Source organism: Acinetobacter sp. YH12049, from assembly GCF_013419875.1.
GTDB classification, from domain to species: Bacteria; Pseudomonadota; Gammaproteobacteria; order Pseudomonadales; family Moraxellaceae; genus Acinetobacter; species Acinetobacter amyesii.
In genome coordinates this window covers 80,493-98,792 of the sequence record NZ_VOZH01000003.1, presented here as the reverse complement: position 1 = coordinate 98,792, position 18,300 = coordinate 80,493, and the positions used below count along the sequence as shown (strand labels likewise).

16 protein-coding genes, 1 tRNA gene and 1 pseudogene are annotated in these 18,300 nt (G+C 39.5%); 11 read left to right on the top strand and 7 right to left on the bottom strand.

What is annotated here, in order from left to right:
* Window positions 1-345: 345 nt before the first annotated feature.
* The gene (gene trpS, locus FTU05_RS02125) at window positions 346-1,359 is read right to left on the bottom strand and encodes a tryptophan--tRNA ligase (protein ID WP_180007457.1); all 1,014 of its coding nucleotides are present in this window, start codon (window positions 1,357-1,359) and stop codon (window positions 346-348) included.
* Window positions 1,360-1,560: 201 nt separating this feature from the next.
* Here trpS and FTU05_RS02120 point away from each other — a divergent pair, with 201 nt between their 5' ends.
* The gene (locus tag FTU05_RS02120; protein WP_180164093.1) at window positions 1,561-2,487 is read left to right on the top strand and encodes a DUF808 domain-containing protein; all 927 of its coding nucleotides are present in this window, start codon (window positions 1,561-1,563) and stop codon (window positions 2,485-2,487) included.
* Between the two features lie 46 nt (window positions 2,488-2,533).
* Window positions 2,534-3,439: a neutral zinc metallopeptidase gene (locus tag FTU05_RS02115; protein WP_078193008.1), complete on the top strand. Its 906-nt coding sequence runs from the start codon at window positions 2,534-2,536 to the stop codon at window positions 3,437-3,439.
* A 57-nt stretch (window positions 3,440-3,496) separates the two neighbouring features.
* On the opposite strand, the gene FTU05_RS02110 is transcribed toward FTU05_RS02115, so the two are convergent.
* The gene (locus FTU05_RS02110) at window positions 3,497-4,054 is read right to left on the bottom strand and encodes a hypothetical protein (RefSeq protein ID WP_180164091.1); all 558 of its coding nucleotides are present in this window, start codon (window positions 4,052-4,054) and stop codon (window positions 3,497-3,499) included.
* A gap of 219 nt (window positions 4,055-4,273) precedes the next feature.
* Between FTU05_RS02110 and FTU05_RS02105 the strand changes: the two genes are divergently transcribed.
* Complete coding sequence (locus FTU05_RS02105; RefSeq protein ID WP_180020652.1) at window positions 4,274-5,773, top strand: sodium:proton antiporter; 1,500 nt, start codon at window positions 4,274-4,276, stop codon at window positions 5,771-5,773.
* Between the two features lie 122 nt (window positions 5,774-5,895).
* Window positions 5,896-6,328: pseudogene (locus FTU05_RS17825) on the top strand (transposase); the annotation flags it as partial.
* 59 nt (window positions 6,329-6,387) lie between these two features.
* Here FTU05_RS17825 and FTU05_RS02095 read toward each other — a convergent pair.
* Window positions 6,388-6,528, bottom strand: a complete 141-nt coding sequence (locus FTU05_RS02095; protein WP_180026472.1) for a hypothetical protein — start codon at window positions 6,526-6,528, stop codon at window positions 6,388-6,390.
* 132 nt (window positions 6,529-6,660) lie between these two features.
* Between FTU05_RS02095 and FTU05_RS02090 the strand changes: the two genes are divergently transcribed.
* Window positions 6,661-6,978 (top strand): MGMT family protein, encoded by a 318-nt coding sequence (locus tag FTU05_RS02090; RefSeq protein WP_180011029.1) that lies wholly within the window; start codon window positions 6,661-6,663, stop codon window positions 6,976-6,978.
* 109 nt (window positions 6,979-7,087) lie between these two features.
* Here FTU05_RS02090 and FTU05_RS02085 read toward each other — a convergent pair whose 3' ends face one another.
* Both FTU05_RS02085 and FTU05_RS02080 read right to left on the bottom strand, forming a co-directional pair.
* Window positions 7,088-7,528, bottom strand: coding sequence for a universal stress protein (locus FTU05_RS02085; RefSeq protein ID WP_078189919.1), 441 nt, complete (start codon window positions 7,526-7,528; stop codon window positions 7,088-7,090).
* A 293-nt stretch (window positions 7,529-7,821) separates the two neighbouring features.
* Window positions 7,822-8,238: a hypothetical protein gene (locus FTU05_RS02080; RefSeq protein WP_180164089.1), complete on the bottom strand. Its 417-nt coding sequence runs from the start codon at window positions 8,236-8,238 to the stop codon at window positions 7,822-7,824.
* 167 nt (window positions 8,239-8,405) lie between these two features.
* On the opposite strand from FTU05_RS02080, the gene FTU05_RS02075 reads away from it, so the two are divergent.
* Window positions 8,406-8,482 (top strand) — tRNA-Met (locus FTU05_RS02075).
* Window positions 8,483-8,748: 266 nt separating this feature from the next.
* Here FTU05_RS02075 and FTU05_RS02070 read toward each other — a convergent pair.
* Window positions 8,749-10,374, bottom strand: a complete 1,626-nt coding sequence (locus FTU05_RS02070) for an NAD+ synthase (RefSeq protein ID WP_180164087.1) — start codon at window positions 10,372-10,374, stop codon at window positions 8,749-8,751.
* 375 nt (window positions 10,375-10,749) lie between these two features.
* On the bottom strand, window positions 10,750-11,262 hold the full coding sequence (locus tag FTU05_RS02065; protein WP_180164085.1) for a hypothetical protein: 513 nt from the start codon (window positions 11,260-11,262) through the stop codon (window positions 10,750-10,752).
* A gap of 165 nt (window positions 11,263-11,427) precedes the next feature.
* On the opposite strand from FTU05_RS02065, the gene FTU05_RS02060 reads away from it, so the two are divergent.
* From FTU05_RS02060 to FTU05_RS02040, 5 genes are all read left to right on the top strand, one after another.
* On the top strand, window positions 11,428-12,930 hold the full coding sequence (locus tag FTU05_RS02060) for an AAA family ATPase (protein ID WP_180164083.1): 1,503 nt from the start codon (window positions 11,428-11,430) through the stop codon (window positions 12,928-12,930).
* Between the two features lie 88 nt (window positions 12,931-13,018).
* Window positions 13,019-14,356, top strand: a complete 1,338-nt coding sequence (locus FTU05_RS02055; protein ID WP_257230074.1) for a VWA domain-containing protein — start codon at window positions 13,019-13,021, stop codon at window positions 14,354-14,356.
* Window positions 14,357-14,593: 237 nt separating this feature from the next.
* The gene (locus FTU05_RS02050; protein ID WP_180113036.1) at window positions 14,594-15,550 is read left to right on the top strand and encodes a metal-dependent hydrolase; all 957 of its coding nucleotides are present in this window, start codon (window positions 14,594-14,596) and stop codon (window positions 15,548-15,550) included.
* 12 nt (window positions 15,551-15,562) lie between these two features.
* Window positions 15,563-16,429: an SDR family NAD(P)-dependent oxidoreductase gene (locus FTU05_RS02045; protein WP_180164081.1), complete on the top strand. Its 867-nt coding sequence runs from the start codon at window positions 15,563-15,565 to the stop codon at window positions 16,427-16,429.
* Complete coding sequence (locus FTU05_RS02040; RefSeq protein ID WP_180164079.1) at window positions 16,426-18,102, top strand: NAD(P)/FAD-dependent oxidoreductase; 1,677 nt, start codon at window positions 16,426-16,428, stop codon at window positions 18,100-18,102. Before FTU05_RS02045 ends, FTU05_RS02040 begins: the two co-directional genes overlap by 4 nt.
* The last annotated feature ends 198 nt before the right edge of the window (window positions 18,103-18,300 follow it).

Below are 18,300 nucleotides of genomic sequence, written 5' to 3'. Positions count from 1 at the left end.
AATAAAAAACCCGCTTAATGCGGGTTTTTTTATTGTTTCAATAGAGGATATTTAATTCTTCTTAGCCAATTTTCAGACAAAAAAATACGCAATGATTGGGGTGTTCATTGCGTATAACAACGAATCTGTTTCCACAGGTTCGGTAAAGGAGAAATGTTATGAATTTAGGTATTCCTAAAACATAAATAGATAATAGAGTGAACGGTCAGTCATTTCATTGGTGTTCACGTTAAGTGATGTTACCTAACGTTAAAACTAAGGAGATTTTGTGAATACTTTCACAAAAAGTGCCTATAAAAAAGCCTTTCACATTGGAAAGGCTTAATTTTATGGAATTTTTTAAATTTAGAAGTGGAATACACCCAGTCCAGATTTAATCTCATCCAACGTTTGTTGGGTAATATCACGGCATTTATCGGTACCGGTTTTTAAAATATCCATGATGTAGTCAGGATCTTTTTGCAATTCTAAACGGCGTTCACGGATCGGGCCGATGAGCTCTTTTAGCACACCTTCAAGACGCTTTTTCACCGTACCATCGCCTAGGCCACCACGACGATAGTGTTCTTTCAGTTCCGCAACAGCATCTTTATCTGGGTCGAATGCATCAAGGTAAGTAAATACCACGTTACCTTCCACTTGACCTGGATCTTCAATACGTAAATGATTTGGATCGGTATACATTGCGTTTACGGCTTTTTTGATATCTTTATCAGTCGCGTCAAGCACAATGGTATTGCCCAAAGATTTAGACATTTTTGCTTTACCATCAAAACCTGGTAAGCGGCCTACATTAGAGAGTAAAGCTTTACATTCAGGAAGTACGTCACGACCAATTTGACGGTTTAAACGACGAACAATTTCGTTGGTTTGTTCAATCATTGGAATTTGGTCTTCGCCCACTGGAACGACAGATGCTTTAAACGCTGTAATATCGGCAGCTTGAGCCACTGGATAGCATAAGAAACCTGCAGGAATATCACGCTCAAATCCACGCATTTGAATCTCAGATTTGATGGTGGGATTACGCTCTAAGCGAGAAACCGTCACAAAGTTCAAATACAACATGGTCAATTCATTCAATGCTGGTAAGCATGATTGAACGCAAATCGTGGTTTTGGTTGGGTCAATTCCTACAGCAAGATAATCGGTTGCGACTTCAATAATATTGCGACGAACTTTTTCGAAGTTATCGGCATTATCAGTTAAGGCTTGAGCATCAGCTAAAAGGAGATGTTGATGATGCGAATCTTGTAAACCTACACGTGAACGTAAAGAACCTACAAAATGACCTAAATGTAATTGTCCAGTCGGACGGTCGCCAGTCAAAATCACTGGACGATTATCTTGAGTACTCATTATCTGTTCCAAAGTGGTAGTCAAAGCTACGGCTGATTTTCAAAGAATGTCCCATTGTACGGCATTCTATTTTTGATTGTTACTGACACAGCACAATTGACTGAAAAATGGGTGAATATTTTGTTAATTATTAAAAAACTAAATACAATTTTAGCGTTAAATAGAATTAGAATATTAAAAAATGCCTAAAGGATAAAAATAATGGCGAGTAGCTTATTAATCTTACTTGATGATATTGCAACTGTGTTGGATGACGTTGCTGTCATGAGTAAGATGGCAGCCAAAAAAACAGCAGGTGTCCTTGGAGATGATTTAGCACTGAATGCGCAACAAGTCAGTGGTGTACGTTCGGATCGTGAACTTCCAGTTGTTTGGTCTGTGGCCAAAGGTTCTTTTGTTAATAAATTAATTTTGGTTCCGGCTGCTTTATTGATCAGTGTGGTTGCACCTTGGCTGATTACACCGCTTTTGATGATTGGTGGTTTGTTTTTGTGCTATGAGGGTGTGGAAAAAGTCCTGCATAGTTTGCATCATAAAAAATCCAAAACAGAAGAAGTTGCTCGTGAAGAGATGATCCATATTGAAACGGATTTGGTGACTTTTGAGAAAGAAAAAGTTAAAGGAGCCATCCGTACCGATTTTATTTTATCTGCTGAAATTGTGGTGATTTCATTGGGTACGGTTGCGACTGCGGCATTTGGGACCAAGGTCATGGTGCTTTCGGTGATTGCAATTATAATGACCGTTGGTGTTTATGGTTTTGTCGCGATGATTGTCAAAATTGATGACTTAGGACTTTATCTCACTCAACAAGCATCACAATTTAAAAAGACCGTTGGACAAGGTTTGTTAGCATTTGCACCTAAGTTGATGAAGACATTGACCATTGTTGGTACGATTGCCATGTTTTTAGTGGGTGGTGGCATCATTACCCATGGTGTGCCTTTGCTACACCATTTTATTGAAGGCTCTGTAGATTATGCAGAACATATTCCTACAGTTGGCAGTATTGTGGGTGCATTAACACCGACTTTAATTAATTTAGCGACAGGTTTTATTGCAGGTTTAATCGTGCTGTGCGTCGTATTTTTAGTTCAAAAAGTATGGCCAAAGTCGCAAAAGGATTAATCTGTAAACACACGGATATAAACTATTTTATATAAGGAAGATCACTATGCGCTGGAAAGGTCGAAGAGTTAGTTCAAACGTAGAAGACCGTCGCGGTGGTGGAGGTGCAAAAGCGGGTGGGATCAGTATTCTCGGTTTGGTTGTGGCATTTGTTGCGTGGAAATTTTTTGGTGTAGATCCGCAGCAAGCTTATCAGGCGACCAAACAAGTGACTTCACAGGGTCAAACGGCTGAAGTCAAAGGTCTGGATAATCCAACACCGGAACAACAAGAAGCGATGGATTTTGTTGGCACTGTTTTGGCCGATACGGAAGATACGTGGAATAAAGTCTTTCAAGAACAGTTAAATGCTCAGTATAAAGCGCCTAAGTTGGTTATGTTTAATGGTGTGGTCAACTCGGGTTGTGGTACAGCACAAGCTGCAATGGGGCCGTTTTATTGCCCAGCAGATCAGAAGGTCTATATTGATACCGCATTCTTTAAAGATATGCGTACGCAAATGGGCATTACGGGTGAACAAAATCAAACAGAATTGAGTCGCCAAGATCAGGCGGGTGATTTTGCGCAAGCCTATGTGGTTGCCCATGAAGTTGGACATCATATCCAAACGATTTTAGGCATTTCTGAGCAAGTCCAGCAGGCCCGTGCGCAAGCATCTAAAGCTGAGGGTAATCGTTATTCGGTCATGCAAGAACTACAAGCAGACTGCTTTGCGGGTATTTGGGCGCATCATAATCAACAGCGTACCCAATTTTTAGAGCAGGGTGATGTAGAAGAAGCGATGGACGCTGCACATAAGATTGGTGATGACTATTTACAGAAAAGTGCAACTGGGCAAGTGGTCCCAGATAGCTTCACGCACGGCACCAGTGAACAACGTATGAAATGGTTCCAGACAGGGTTGAAATCAGGCAATATCAATAGCTGTGATACCTTTAACCAAGCCATTTAAAACAAAAAAAGGAGGATGCAAACATCCTCTTTTTTTCATTGAAAAATAGATTGAAGCTTATTTGTTGAGAAATGATTTGAAGTTTCGAACAATACGATAGCTGACATACAATGCGGCAAATGCAAATAAAGCCACGCCAAAAACAGTATATTTAAGGCCTGAAATATCGTTTTGATAGAACTGTTTTAATTGGGCATCGCTATAGCGTAATTGTTTTTTTTGTCCAGTGCGGCTATTGGTGAAACTCACATTTTGGATATATTGAAATTGTCCGATTTTGAGTAAATCGAGGTGTTGAATTTGTCGGGTGTGTTGCTGATTAAATTCATCGAGACAAATATCTTGTGCATAGTTTTCACAATTCAGTTTGGCAAGATAACCATTATTCGCCAGCATGATAAAAATCGCACGATCGGGTGATTCATTATTGGAGACCAAAACCAATTGTTCTTTGGGTGTTGAATCCAGTGAAACCTTTTTTACCTGACTAAAATAGTGCTCAGCACGTAAAATTTCCTGTGTCTTGCTAAAACAAGTCAGGATCAGCGCTGCAGTAATGATAAAGATCACAGCAGCAAAAAAGAGTCGAAAAATAGTTTTAATGGTCTGATGCATAGGAGAAATAAATTAGAGGATAAAAATGCATAAAATCGATGCAGGCTTGCTATGTTAAATGATCTTGATAAAAGATGTGAAAAAAACTGAATTGATACACGTAATTTAGATAAAATTCGTTAGAATATTTTATTTCCAAATACTAAAAAATTTAGTATTTATTTTCAAAATACCTATATCTCACTCTGTAGGCGACACAGCACCAAAATTGGGAACGAAATGGGAAATTATTTTTTTCTACAGGTTTTTACCGTTATTTTTGCACTTTCGATTGCAACCACGATTTTTAATAAACGTATCTTGGGCTTTCCACAAGCCATAGGTGTTCCCATTGTTTCTGCAATTTTTGTCTTTATTTTGCAATGGGGCGCAAGTCTACTCAATGGCAATCAATTTGTGACGATTAATTTACACAATATTGAAGAGGCCGTTCGTCATATCGACTTTTATGACTTTTTAATTAATGGCGTGATTTGTTTCATTTTGACTTCATCAGCCTTGAAATTTAAAGTTTCAGATTTACGTCTGCATTGGAAGCCGATCAGTATTTTGGCCAGTATTGCCTTGGTACTTTGTGCGGTGTTTTTTGGTGTTGCCTTATATGGTTATCAGTTCTTAATTGGTCATCATGTTGATTTATTGGTGTTGTTGTTATTAGGTGCGGCTTTGGGCGCAACCGACCCGATTGGGGTGAAAGGTGTACTAAGTTCGGTGCGTGCGCCACATCACTTAATAGTCAAACTAGAAGGCGAATCCCTCTTTAATGATGCCATGTGTATTGCCGTATTTATGACCTTACTAAATGTCTTACAAGGTGAGCATTTTACCGTTATTGGCACGCTTGAAACGCTGTTGTATGAAATTGTTGTCGCCGTCATCATTGGCTGGGCATTCGGTTTAGGGATTTTACGATTACTCCGCGGTAAACATGAAATGGAATCCTTGATTTTAACGACAGCATTATTGGCATGTGGATCTTATCTCGTGGCACTCTTCGCACATGCATCAGCACCTATTGCATGTGTCATTGGCGGTTTGATTGTTGGGAATAAATGGAAAGAAATTTTACAAGATCGTGAAATTCGTGAAGTCAATCATTTTTGGCATACGGTGGAAGGGATCATCAACTCCTTCTTATTTACCCTGATCGGACTTGAGTTATTTATCTTAGATTTAAGTATCAGTTTGATTTTAGGTGGTATGGTGGCGTTTATCATTTTGCATGCATCGCGCTTTGCAGCAAACTATTTATCTTTTGCATTCTTCCCAAGTTTCCGCAAAAAAAGTTACAACGGTAGCCTTGCCATCTTATCGTGGGGTGGGGTTCGTGGCGGTATTTCATTGGCCTTAATCCTTGCTGTTGCCAATATTCCTGAACTCAGTGAATACAGCAGTATTTTGATTGGATATACATTTATTGCAGTCTTAATGTCGGGCCTCGTGTGTGGCCTCGGTTTACCCGCTGTGATGAATGCTTTTTATTACAACCCGAATGAAGAAACCAAAGGTTTCAAAGGTTGGTATCAAAGAATGTGCCATAAAATGAATAAAAAGGGTTTCCAATATATCGTGGGCGAAGATATACATGGTAATGAAACCATCACGGTATATAACCCAGAAGCATTAATAGATACCAAAGCGGATGATGGTGTTGCTGCTGTACATAATCCAGAGAAAGTGCAAGAAGTTCGTCGATTAGAAAATCCCGAAAACTTCTAAATTGCTTTGTTCGATTTAAAAAAAGGAAATGCTTGAGCATTTCCTTTTTTTATTTCTAGCTGTGTTCCATCATGAAACAGCAAAATGTGGGAAATTATGACTGGTCATTCAGCAGGAGATAAAAACATATTGATATTGCGATTAGCTATCAAAAAAGTTCTGATGGACTACATCTACTTGTTGTCTCTATAGGTTTGAAGTTATTAGCTGAAGGTGAATCGAAACCTAATAAACATCAGTCTGAAGGTCGACGACAATGGCGTAAACTTCGTATTGGTATAGATGCTGAAAACATTGCAAACATGGACAATTCAGCTCATGACAACAATGTCAGCAGTTCATAAGTACTAGAAAACTTACTTGCATAAATTTCACCTAGTGAGCCAATGAATTCTAGCTATACCGATGGCGCATATGACACAAAATGCTGTAGGCATATCATTTCAGATTTATAAGCACTCTAGTCATTCCTCAAAGAAAAAATGCGAAACCATGAAAAGACAAAAAACTGTGGCTTTGGGAAGAAATGAATTCTTAAAGACAGTCCGACGTGTAAGGTGTGCCGTCATGAAGCTTTTAGTCACATCATGATAAAGTTTATTTGAAGTTCTGCTTTAAATGACGCTGTCTTTTTGCATAAGAAATACGATATCTCGCCATGTTTTTAATTGCATAAATGCGCTCTCTACCAAGGGGCGATATTTATACAAATGGTTGTCATAGCCCAAATGTGTCGATAAAGTTGAATTACTCACTTTGAAAAATACCGATGTGACTTTACAAGATCTAATCGATCACAACCAATTACTGTACTAATCTGTCAAAATTAAGTATTAATCAAAGAGAACCTTCGGGTTCTCTTTTTTATGCGGCTCAAAGGAGATCAGATGAAGCAGAGTGATGAATTGGCAACGCAAATTTTGTCGGTCATTCAATTGATACCGCAGGCGAAGATTGCCACTTACGGACAAATTGCCAAATTAGCGGGTTTACCGAAACATGCACGACTGGTTGGCTATGTACTAAAGCATCTAGATACAACATCAACGATCCCATGGCATCGGGTGGTGAATGCTCAGGGAAAAATCAGCACGCAGCGTTGCAATGAAAAAGGTGAAAATATCCAGCAATTGAAATTGGCAGCTGAAAATGTCTTTGTGGTGAATGGACGCATCTCATTGAAACAATATCAATGGTTACCCTAAAAAATCCTTGCCTTAAACATAGAATTATAATTTTATAATTGATGAAGTAGTCAATAAAAAGCCCTCTAGGATCAGAAGGCTTTTTATTTCACGCTATAAATCTAATGGCTTATTTGCGTACAACCAAAACAGGAATGTCTGAAGCACCTAGTACGCTTTGAGCTACGCTGCCCAAGAAGAATTTTTTGATCCCTGTACGGCCATGTGAACCAATAATAATCAAGTCCGCATGTGTTTCTTCTGCAGCTTTAACCAGTTCAGTATGCACCACTTGACCTTCAAGTAAGCGAGTTTCAACAGTGACACCTTCAGTTGAAAATTTCGCTTTTGCTTCTTCAAGTGTATTTAAAATCGATGCACGAGCACGTTCAATTAAATCATTGGTTTGTGCTGCTGAAATATACTCTGCAGCAATATACGGATCGAGCGTCAGTACTTGAACCACAGTAATTTTACTGCCAAAAGTTTTTGCAAACTCGACAGCTTTAGCCACCGCAGCATAAGAAGTTTCTGAACCGTCCACTGGAACTAAAATATTATTTAAAGCCATCTTATTTCTCCTTATCTGATCAATTGAATTTGGATGGAAAAACCTGAAAAAAAGCGCTATTTACATTGATCATAGTTTCATCATACGCTTTTTTATTTAGGAATAAAACCAAGTAAATTCATAAGGATATTGCAAAATTCGCAATAAAAATATTGCAAAAATATGGACTTGTTTTCACCATGCTTAGCGATAGCAAAAATGCTCAATAATGTAAGCAGCTATGTCTAGATTGTAAGACAATTTGGTGCTGAAAAAATTGAGTCTAGATGCATGAACCCAACGGTGTGAATTGATTAATCACACTGTTTCTCTTGCTCTGTAAGGGTAATATGCAAAGCCTGTTGCTCAAGCAAGTTTAATTTATGTAAAGCGTCTTCTGGGAAGATCTGTTTTTGCAGTCGTTGAATTTGTCGCGCTGATAAATGCTGATTGGCACAATACATCGCAGCTTCATTGGTGCGGGCAACGCTGACTAATTTCTCCTGATCATTGAAGTCGAGACGAATGATTGGTTGCTGTGCTCGGCTAAGTTGAGCCATGCTGCGTTTTTGTTGCATGCTTAATAAGGGCTGTTTATTAATCCAAGTCGCCACATCACGTCGCACGCCATTGTAGTCAACAAAAATAGGCGAGACGATTTGGCAGCCCGTTAATGTCATGACAGCAAGGCTGAGGGTCAGACAGGCTTTTTTTATCGGATTGAATTGCATGATAAAACTCTAATTTTTAATCAAAAAATATAGTAATTAGGGCTAAAAATAGCATGATTTGCTTAAATAGTAACATCTTGAACTTTGCTTGTTTAAACTCTGAACAATTGCATACAAAAATGCTTGACGATAATGTGTGAAATCTAGATAATGCCACCACAGTTTACGGCTATGTAGCTCAGTTGGTTAGAGCACCGCACTCATAATGCGGGGGTCACAAGTTCAAGTCTCGTCATAGCCACCATTTTTATAGACCAAGCTCTCAGCTTGGTCTCTTTTTTTGTGCCTAGAAAAAGTCAAATAGATTGAAAATAATTACAGCACTAATAAAATGATCTGTTCACGATGTTTATGTGGAAATAAAAGAGAACTCAAATCCTTAACTGCATTATTTGATGACCTAACTTTTGAAATACACATCTCAATTACTTTTTATATTTACTGCTGTGTTTTTTGCGCCTATAAAAAAGCCCAGTTATAGAACTGGGCTTTTTGATTTGAATCGAGTAATTAGATACCCGGTTTCCAACCATTCACGATCGGATAGCGACGTTCACGGCTAAATGCACGTGAGCTGATACGTGGACCGATTGCGCCTTGGCGACGTTTGTATTCGTTTAGATCAACCAAACGGATGACTTTTTTCACAATTTCAGCATCAAAACCTTTAGCAATGATGTCATCTTGGCTCATGTCTTCTTCGATATACGCATACAAGATGGCATCCAATACTTCGTATTCAGGTAGAGAGTCTTGGTCTTTCTGATCTGGACGAAGTTCCGCAGAAGGTGGACGAGTAATTACACGTTCAGGGATCACTGGTGTTTCTGAAATGCTGTTACGGTATTTTGCTAGTTCAAATACAATCGTTTTATAAACGTCTTTAAGAACCGCAAAGCCACCGACCATGTCACCGTACAATGTGCAGTAGCCAACAGATAATTCAGACTTGTTCCCTGTAGAAAGGACTAAATTGCCGAACTTGTTCGATAAGGCCATTAACAATGTACCGCGAGAACGCGCTTGTAAGTTTTCTTCAGTCGCATCAGTCGGTGCATCGCCAAAGAAAGGGAACAAGGTTTGCATAAAGCCATTCACAATCGGGTTGATTTCGGCAATACCAAAAGTTACGCCCATATTCTTGGCTTGTTCAGCAGCATCTTCAACGCTGATTTGCGCGGTATAGGTATATGGCATCATGACCGCTTGAACTTTATCGGCGCCAATCGCATCGGCAGCAATCGCTAAAGTTAATGCTGAGTCAATACCACCAGATAGACCTAAAATCACGCCAGGGAAGCCTGAACGTTGTACGTAGTCACGGGTTGCGATTACAAGGCTTTGGTAGATTTCAGCCATGGTATTTAATACAGGCGTGATTGCACCTGTTTTAAAGGCTTTTTGTTCAGCATCGTATTCTGCGATATATAGATCTTCAACAAAACTCGGTGCTTGCAATGCAACTTCACCTGAATTGTTCATCACAAAGCTTGTGCCATCAAAGACAAGGTCATCTTGACCGCCCACTTGGTTACAGTAAACCAAATTGATGTTCAATTGTTTGGTCAATGCAGCCATGGTTTCAATGCGATGCTGTGGTTTACCAACTTCATAAGGTGAAGCATTTAAAACCAAAGCGGTTTCAACATTTAACTGAGCAAGCTGTTGAACAGTTGGTAATGCCCAAACATCTTCGCAAATCAACACACCAAACTTATGACCTAAATATTCAAAGACTAGGTGTTGATGACCTTCACTGAAATAACGTTTTTCATCAAAAACGCTATAGTTTGGAAGATTTTGTTTATTGTAAATCCCGAGAACTTGACCATTTTTCATGACAGCAGCAGAGTTATAGCGCTGACCATCTTCAGTTTGATTTACAAAACCAAAGACTAAAACGATGTCCTTAATGCTCGCTAATTGTTCAAAAGCTTGCTGTGTACGTTTATTTAAACTTGGACGTAATAATAAATCTTCAGCAGGATAACCAACTGTAGAAAGTTCCGGAAAAACAATAATATCTGCGTTCTGTTCTTTTGCAGCATTGACTTGTTTAAGCATTTTTGCTGCGTTAGATTCTAGGTTACCAATATGCGGAGAGAACTGAGCAAGTGCAATTTTAAAACTATTCATTCCAACTAAATCCTATTCCTATAGGTGAATACACTTAACACACTGATTTGTATTATTGTGATTATTCAGCGAGTGTATTTAGATACGAAAAATACTGCCGAAAGGCGAAAACAAAACACCATCATCGTATGATAATTCACTTGTTTTGATGCAAAGCAAAAAAATAAGGTGAGCCTATTTTATCTGAATTTAAGCGAGATACTAGAGGTATTCATAGCTTTTAAAAGCCTAGCTGAGATTATGTGCCATAAAGTAAATATTAATGCTGTTTTTTTGTACTTAAAATAGCGTCAATGGTCGAGCAATAGTGTGAAATAGAATGATCAGGCGATATTCAATTTTATCTAAAAATATTCGCTATAGAGCATGGAAGCTTTATAGCTCAATTTGATGAACAAGTTCTGGATATAAAATAATATTTTTAATTCGCTTTAAATAGATGTCACGAGCAATGTCGCCTTGTTGCTCAATGTTGTAGTCAAAAAATGCTTTGTGTGGTTTGAGGGTATAGCGGTAAGGGTTATATTTTTTAAAACTGAAGAAATACGCCATCTGTAAAATAGCACCCCGACCCAAAACATTGATCTGCTGCTGGTATTGATAAACATGGGCCATCTCATGAATAAACAGGGCACGATATCCTAAAGACGCTTTGGCATAGTCCGCTTTAAACAGTAAATTTCGTGCATGAATATACCCCTGCGGCGCCATGACCACATGTGCCGATTGCCAAGGCAAAAAAGGGTGATTCATCACTTTCACTTGTTCATATTGAATCAAATCCCCAAACACACTGCGACACATGGATATTTCACCTGCCGTAAGTGATCGATATTTAAAACCTTCAAGTTTTAGCAGCCGAATGAGTGTGTGAAAGAAAGGCAACATGATGAAAAGTGTTTATTGTTCCAAAGGGATGTGTAGTTTTACTATAACCTGAAAATACAATATCACGCTGTTGCGCTGTATTTAAAGAGCGATATTTTTGCATCTGCTACAGCGAAAAATCGGTTAGGGCGTTACAATTTAGTTTTCGGTCAAACAGATAGTCAGATGCAAGCACGGATCAATACTTTAATTTCTGAAATCAGCAAAAATATGTATGAACGTGAGCAGATTATTGCTTTGAGTTTATTGGCAGGTGTTGCGGGCATGAATACCTTTTTATATGGTTTGCCCGGTACAGCAAAAAGTTTGATTTCGCGTCGAATCGCCTCGGCTTTTGAAGTCCATGACTACTTTGAATATTTGATGAATCGTTTCAGTACGCCGGAAGAAATTTTTGGACCGGTATCAATTAAAGCCTTAAAAGAAGATCAATATATTCGTAAAACAGAACATTATTTACCACGGGCAGATTTTGCATTTTTAGATGAAATTTGGAAAGCCAGCCCTGCGATTTTAAATACTTTACTGACCTTGGTGAATGAGCGGAGTTTTAAAAATGGTGACATTGTCCAAAAAGTTCCATTGAATGTTTTGGTCAGTGCATCGAATGAAATTCCCGAACCAAATCAAGGTCTAGATGCCTTGTATGATCGTTTTATTTTGCGCTTAGAAGTGCCGCCGATTGCTGTTGCAGAAAACTTTCATGCACTATTACAGGCCAAGCCGAGTCAAGTCAGTGTTGAAGTCGATGCGACCTTAAAAATAAAAAAAGCCGAGTTGCAAGATTGGCGGGAACAGATTTATCAGGTAGATTTACCCGAATCGATTTTAAATCTATTTGATCAACTTAAAACACGACTCAATCATAACTTTGAAGATCACGTGGTCTATGTCTCTGACCGTCGTTGGCAACGTGTGGCTTATTTAGTCAAAGCCTGTGCATTTTTAAATGATCGTCCATCAGTGATTTTGAGTGATCTATTAATTTTAAAACATTGCTTATGGAATCAGCCTGAAGACATTGCTTTTGTTTCGCAGCAGATAGATGAAGTATTGGCTGAAAATGGCTTAAATTACGGTTTGCAATTCGAACAACATGTGGCAGAGAAGGATACACTTGAACAGCGGGTGCTCAATCATTTTTATTATACCGATGATGTGTATGAGAGTTATTTAATTCATGGCACTGACTACTTGCGTGCAGTGACCAATCTAGATCGACACTATAAAGATAAAGTGTTGTATCTCGAACTGGATAAAATGGATACGAAAAAGGACTTCTTTGCCTTAGATGATACCGGTGAAGAAGTGCGTGGCATCGTATGTAATTTTAATGGTTCAAGAGTGTGTACGTTAAAAGGTGGCTATTATGGCCTAGAAGAAGTGGTGACGCCGTATATAAAACATACCAAAGGCAGTCCACGTAGCGCACTTTCAGCACAAAGCCAATATGAGCTATTACACGAAGTTCAACAGATCAAAGCACATTTTCAAACAGAATTGGATCTGTTGACGGAACGCTTTAATAGCCAGAAGCATCAGTTCAATTCTGTCTTTGTCACTGAACAGGATATTCAACATTTATTTCAATCTATTGAGCAGCAATTGGCAAGATATCGATTGCAGTTGCAAGATTGTGAGCGCTTGGAACAGTTATGTCGCAATTAAAACCGACACGACAACAAACCCAATCGGCGCTCGATGAATTAAGTTCGCAGCTTTTGATGAATTAAAACAATCCAGCTTAAAACATTGGTTGAAAGATCATAAAGTTGCAAAAAAGCTCGATCAAAAAATTCAGGAATGGGCCTTTCAGGCAAAGTCGAGTTTAGATCAGCAGCATCCCTATGCAACGGCCCAGCAGCAATTGGAATATTGGCTTGCGTTAAAGCATTGGGAACAGGGTGATTTTGTTCAATTCCGTGCTGAATATGCCGCCTTTATGCAAACCTTAGGGATTCCAGAATTCACTGAAATGTGGCAACAGAGCCAACAGCCATTGCTGACCAAGCAGCAGCGTCAATTACAAATAGAGCTATTCAAAGGCAAATGGCAGCGCAAATTGACCGAAGCCATTGCACATTGGGAGTTTGAGCAGCTCCGTTTACAACGAGATGCCTTTTTAGATGAAATCAAAGATTTTCTCGCGACATTGTCGAAAATGGTCAAGCACCATGACAGTGTCGGGTTTGAAACTGGGATTTTTCTAGACTATTCCAAAGGACAATTAACAGAGCACGATGTACAGAACTTTGAGCAATGGGCGAATTATCTCGAGCAAGATCGGGCGCTTAAACGTCTATGTCAAATGATCGGAAGCGCACAGCCGAATATGCCACGTAAGCGGATTTCTGCTCAGTTAGAACAAGAACCACAGCAGCTTATTCACACCCCGATGGCGCAAGAGGAAATTACTGGAATTAAATTGGCACAAGAAATCAGTATGGCTTTACCTAGCGAGTTGGCGCTATTAGCCGATCCAGACTTGCAGGTTTTATTTGATTTGAAATATTTAGAATCTAACCTGATGAGTTTTAATCGAGAAGGGCAGCAACAGGGAAGGGTGATCGAAGACCCACGCCATACGCAGCGTCGAGTCGGACAAAAAGGCCCGATGATTGTCTGCTTAGATACCAGTGGCTCAATGAATGGGCAACCTGAACTGATTTCCAAAGCGATTTGTCTATATTTATCGATTCGAGCGCTAAAAGAAAAGCGAGCGATGTATTTGGTAAATTTCTCGACCAATTTAACCGCGCTGAATTTACAACATAATAGTGCTTTGGATGATGTCATTCACTTTTTAGGGCAGTCATTTCATGGGGGAACAGATATTATCCCTGCGATGAATCATGCCGTGGACATGCTGAAACAACCGAATTTTGTACATGCCGATGTGGTGGTGATTTCCGACTTTATAATGGGTCAACTGACTGAAGAACTCATGCAAGAGATCACACATTTGAAGCAGCAGGGCAATGGATTCTATGCTGTGGCTATCGGTAATTTTAAACTGGATCATTTAGACGAAAGCCTGTTTGATCATCAATGGGTGTATCAATCTGCGACTGGTGAAATGCAAAAAATCCAATAATCGTCCCTCACAAAAAATACGCCATGACCTTTAATGACAAGCTTTTGAGCCATGCAGCATTGATGTTTTAAAGATTGTCTGACAAAGAAAATATTTGAGCATTTTTGCAAATCGAGAGGTCGGTTTTGCTAATGGTCTAGTGATCTATCTCACTTAATTTGATCCTCAATCTATGTGTTTTTCCTTCAATCGACATGAAGTCAATGAAGGGGAAACACCCAAATTGAGAGCAAAATCATGAGCGCTTTTCAACCGATAAAAAAAACTTTAGCACGCGTATTTGCAGGCCCTGTCTTTAACCCAACAAAACAGTCTGCCGTTGTTCCTATTCGTCATATGAAATTTGATTTCGAACCAGAAAAAATTGATCCAAAATTTTATATGAATGCAGAATTGGCCAGTGCCTATTTTGCATCTTTATCTATTTTCTTAACCCGTGGCGAAGATTTGGTGATTGATACTGCTCGATATCATCGCGACTTTATTCAAGATCCTGTATTAAGACAACGTGTCACGTCGTTGATTGGGCAAGAGGCCATTCATTCACGTATGCATGAAGAAATGAATGAAGCGTATCGCGCAAGAAATCTGCCTGTGCAATTTTTTAGAAAGTTAGAACACTACGTCTTTGCCTATGGTTTTGAACGTATGCCACAGCCAATGAAGTTATCCTTAATGGCAGCAATTGAGCATTTCACCGCAGTGCTTGCGGAATACATGATGAATCATGAAGAAATCTTTTTTAATTCAATAGATGAAAAGCAGCGCGCTATTTGGATGTGGCATATGTTGGAAGAGTCTGAACACAAAGACATTGCCTATGATGTTTATCAAGAATTATCAGGTAATTATGCTTTACGTATTGCTGGCTTTTTCCCTGCATTAATTACCATTTTGGGTTTGATTTCAATTGGTGCATCGATTGTCCCTTTCTACAGAAAGCCATCAAATTTGATTAGCCTAAGCTACTGGAAAGATGTTCCGCGCAGTTTCCAACTGATTTTTGGGCTAAGAGATGGTGTTTATGGCAGCAGCCTCGGGCATATTTTTGACTATCTACGACCAAGTTTTCATCCGAATGATCATGACACTTCTGCATTTCTTGAATATTACAAAAAGCGTTTGCTGAACCCTGTTGATGGCGTGTTAACACCTTATTTTGTCAAAGAATTTACCCCAGCATTAAAACGATAAAAGGACACAACCATGGGTCTATTTGGAAAAAAGAATAAGCCAAGTGAAAACGCCTACGCGGTGGTTACTGGTGCAGGCAGTGGTATAGGAAGAAGCTTTGCTTTGGAGTTGGCACGTCGTGGTGGGACAGTGGTCTGTGCCGATATTCATCTAGAAGCAGCGCAAGAAACGGTGGATCAAATTCATTCTATGACCTCATCAAATGCTTATGCAGTGCAGTGTGATGTAGGTAAGGCTGAAGAAGTAAAAGCACTGTCAGAGCAAGCTGAGCAGTTGATGGGGCATGCTGTGACATTGGTGATCAACAATGCAGGCGTCGGGCTGGGTGGTAAATTTGATGAACTGAGTTTAGACGACTGGCAGTGGTGTATGCATGTCAATTTGTGGGGTGTGGTGCATGGCTGCCATTATTTTGTACCCAAGTTGAAACAAAATAAGCAGGGTGGCGCGATTATTAATGTTGCTTCTGCTGCGGCATATACTGCTGCACCAGAAATGACAGCATATAACGTGACGAAGTCGAGTGTGTTGGCTTTGTCTGAAACTTTATCGGCTGAGCTCAGATCGGCAAATATCCGTGTGAATGTGCTGTGCCCAACCTTGGTGCCAACCAATATTATGAAAAATGGTCGCTTGCCCAATCGATATTCAGGCTTGGCTGATCAACTGCTGATGAATCATGCATTTACGACGAGCCACGATGTCGTCGATTTGACATTGAATAATTTAGATGCAGGAAAGTTGTATACCATTCCGCAACCTGATGCCAAATTATTTTGGTGGTTAAAGCGTCTATCCCCGCAAACCTATACCCGCTTATTGGGGGTGGGTTATCCCTTATTTAACAACTATATTAAAAAGTCGGGAGCAAAAGCATGAACATGCCGACACAATTACATGACGAAGATGTAAAAGCATTACATCAAGAGAAAACTCAAACTAAAAAGGCAACAACGCAAACTAATGCACGTCGTCCTGTAACGTCTTCTGCCAAAGCAAAAAAAGCAGTACGAGATCAATCAGAGTCAGAACCTAGCCTAGAAAAACCTAGCGTAGAAAATCAAGTGCGTGTCTACGATACCATTGTGATTGGTGCGGGGATATCAGGTTTAGCTGCAGCTCATCAAATGAATGAACGAGGTTATACCGATTATGTGGTTTTGGAAAAAGCCAATCGCGTGGGAGGTACATGGCGCGACAACACCTATCCAGGCTGTGGATGTGATGTTCCTTCGGCTTTGTATTCTTTTTCATTTGCACCGAGTCATAAATGGAGTCATTTATTTGCCAAGCAACCTGAGATTCTGAACTATTTAGAAGATGTTGCGGAGCAGCATGCGCTGTATCGCAACATTCAGTTCAACTGTGAATTAATGGCAGCGGAATGGAATGAGGAATTAAAGCAATGGCAATTGGAGACGAGCAAAGGTAAGTATGCGGCGAGAACAGTGATCTTTTCCACTGGGCCGATTACTGAACCTCAAATTCCAAAAATTAAAGGTATTGAAAGCTTTGAAGGTGAAATGTTCCATTCTGCGCGATGGAACCATGCCTATGACTTAAAAGATAAACGTATTGCAGTGATTGGTACGGGGGCATCTACGATTCAGTTTATTCCTCAGATTCAACCTATTGCCAAAAATGTGGTGGTGTTTCAACGGACTGCGCCATGGGTATTACCAAAAGCAGATTTACCACTGAATGACCGTGCGAAAGGCATCATTACCCGTTTTCCGACTGTTCAAGAAACTTGGCGCAAAAGTGTGGCCGGTATATTAAATGGTATTAATTTAGGACTACGTAATCCTTCGCTTTTAGAGCCTGTGAATTATTTGGGTCGTCAGTTGTTAAAAACACAAATTCAAGATCCTGAATTACGTGAAAAAGTTACACCAAACTTTTCTATTGGTTGTAAGCGTCTTTTATTTGCCAATAACTATTATCCTGCTTTGCAGCAAGCCAATGTCGAACTTGTACCACATGGTTTAGTTGAAATAGAAGGTAATACTGTTATTGCTGCGAATGGTGAACGTCATGAAGTCGATGTCATTATTTGGGGCACAGGTTTTGAAGTTTCTCATCCGCCGATTGGGCAACGTGTAAAAAATGCCAAAGGGGAGTTATTGTCAGAACTTTGGAAAAACAGTTCTCCTGAAGCGTTTTTGGGTACCAGTATCGCGCAAGTACCTAATGCCTTCTTGGTGCTTGGGCCAAATATTTTGGTTTATGACTCATTTATTGGGATTGCAGAAGCACAGGTTGGGTATATCGTCGATGCCTTGGTAAAAATGAAACAAGAGAAGATACAGCGGCTTGAAATTAAGCCAAATGTATTGGCCTATCACAATGCAAAAGTACAGACACATTTACAGACTACAGTCTTTAATAGTGGCGGCTGTAAGAGCTATTACTTAGATGCCAATGGACGCAATTTTGCAGCTTGGCCGTGGTCACTGAAACAGTTAAAGCAGCGTCTTAAACAGGTGGACTTGACAGACTATGAGTCGGTTGCTTGGAGAAGGTTGCTTAATAAAAGTTACTTAACTTTATAAGCTAAAATAAAGCATCATCAATATTTAAACCTTTTGTTTACAGCCTAATTTCTACGTGGAATTAGGCTTTTTTATGACGATATCTGATGAAGCAGTGTGAGATTTTCTAGAAAATGGCGATTTAAAATACATTCAGCAATAAACAGCATACTTTATAACTTGTGAGGCATCGTTTTATCTAATGATTGAGTTGAAAAA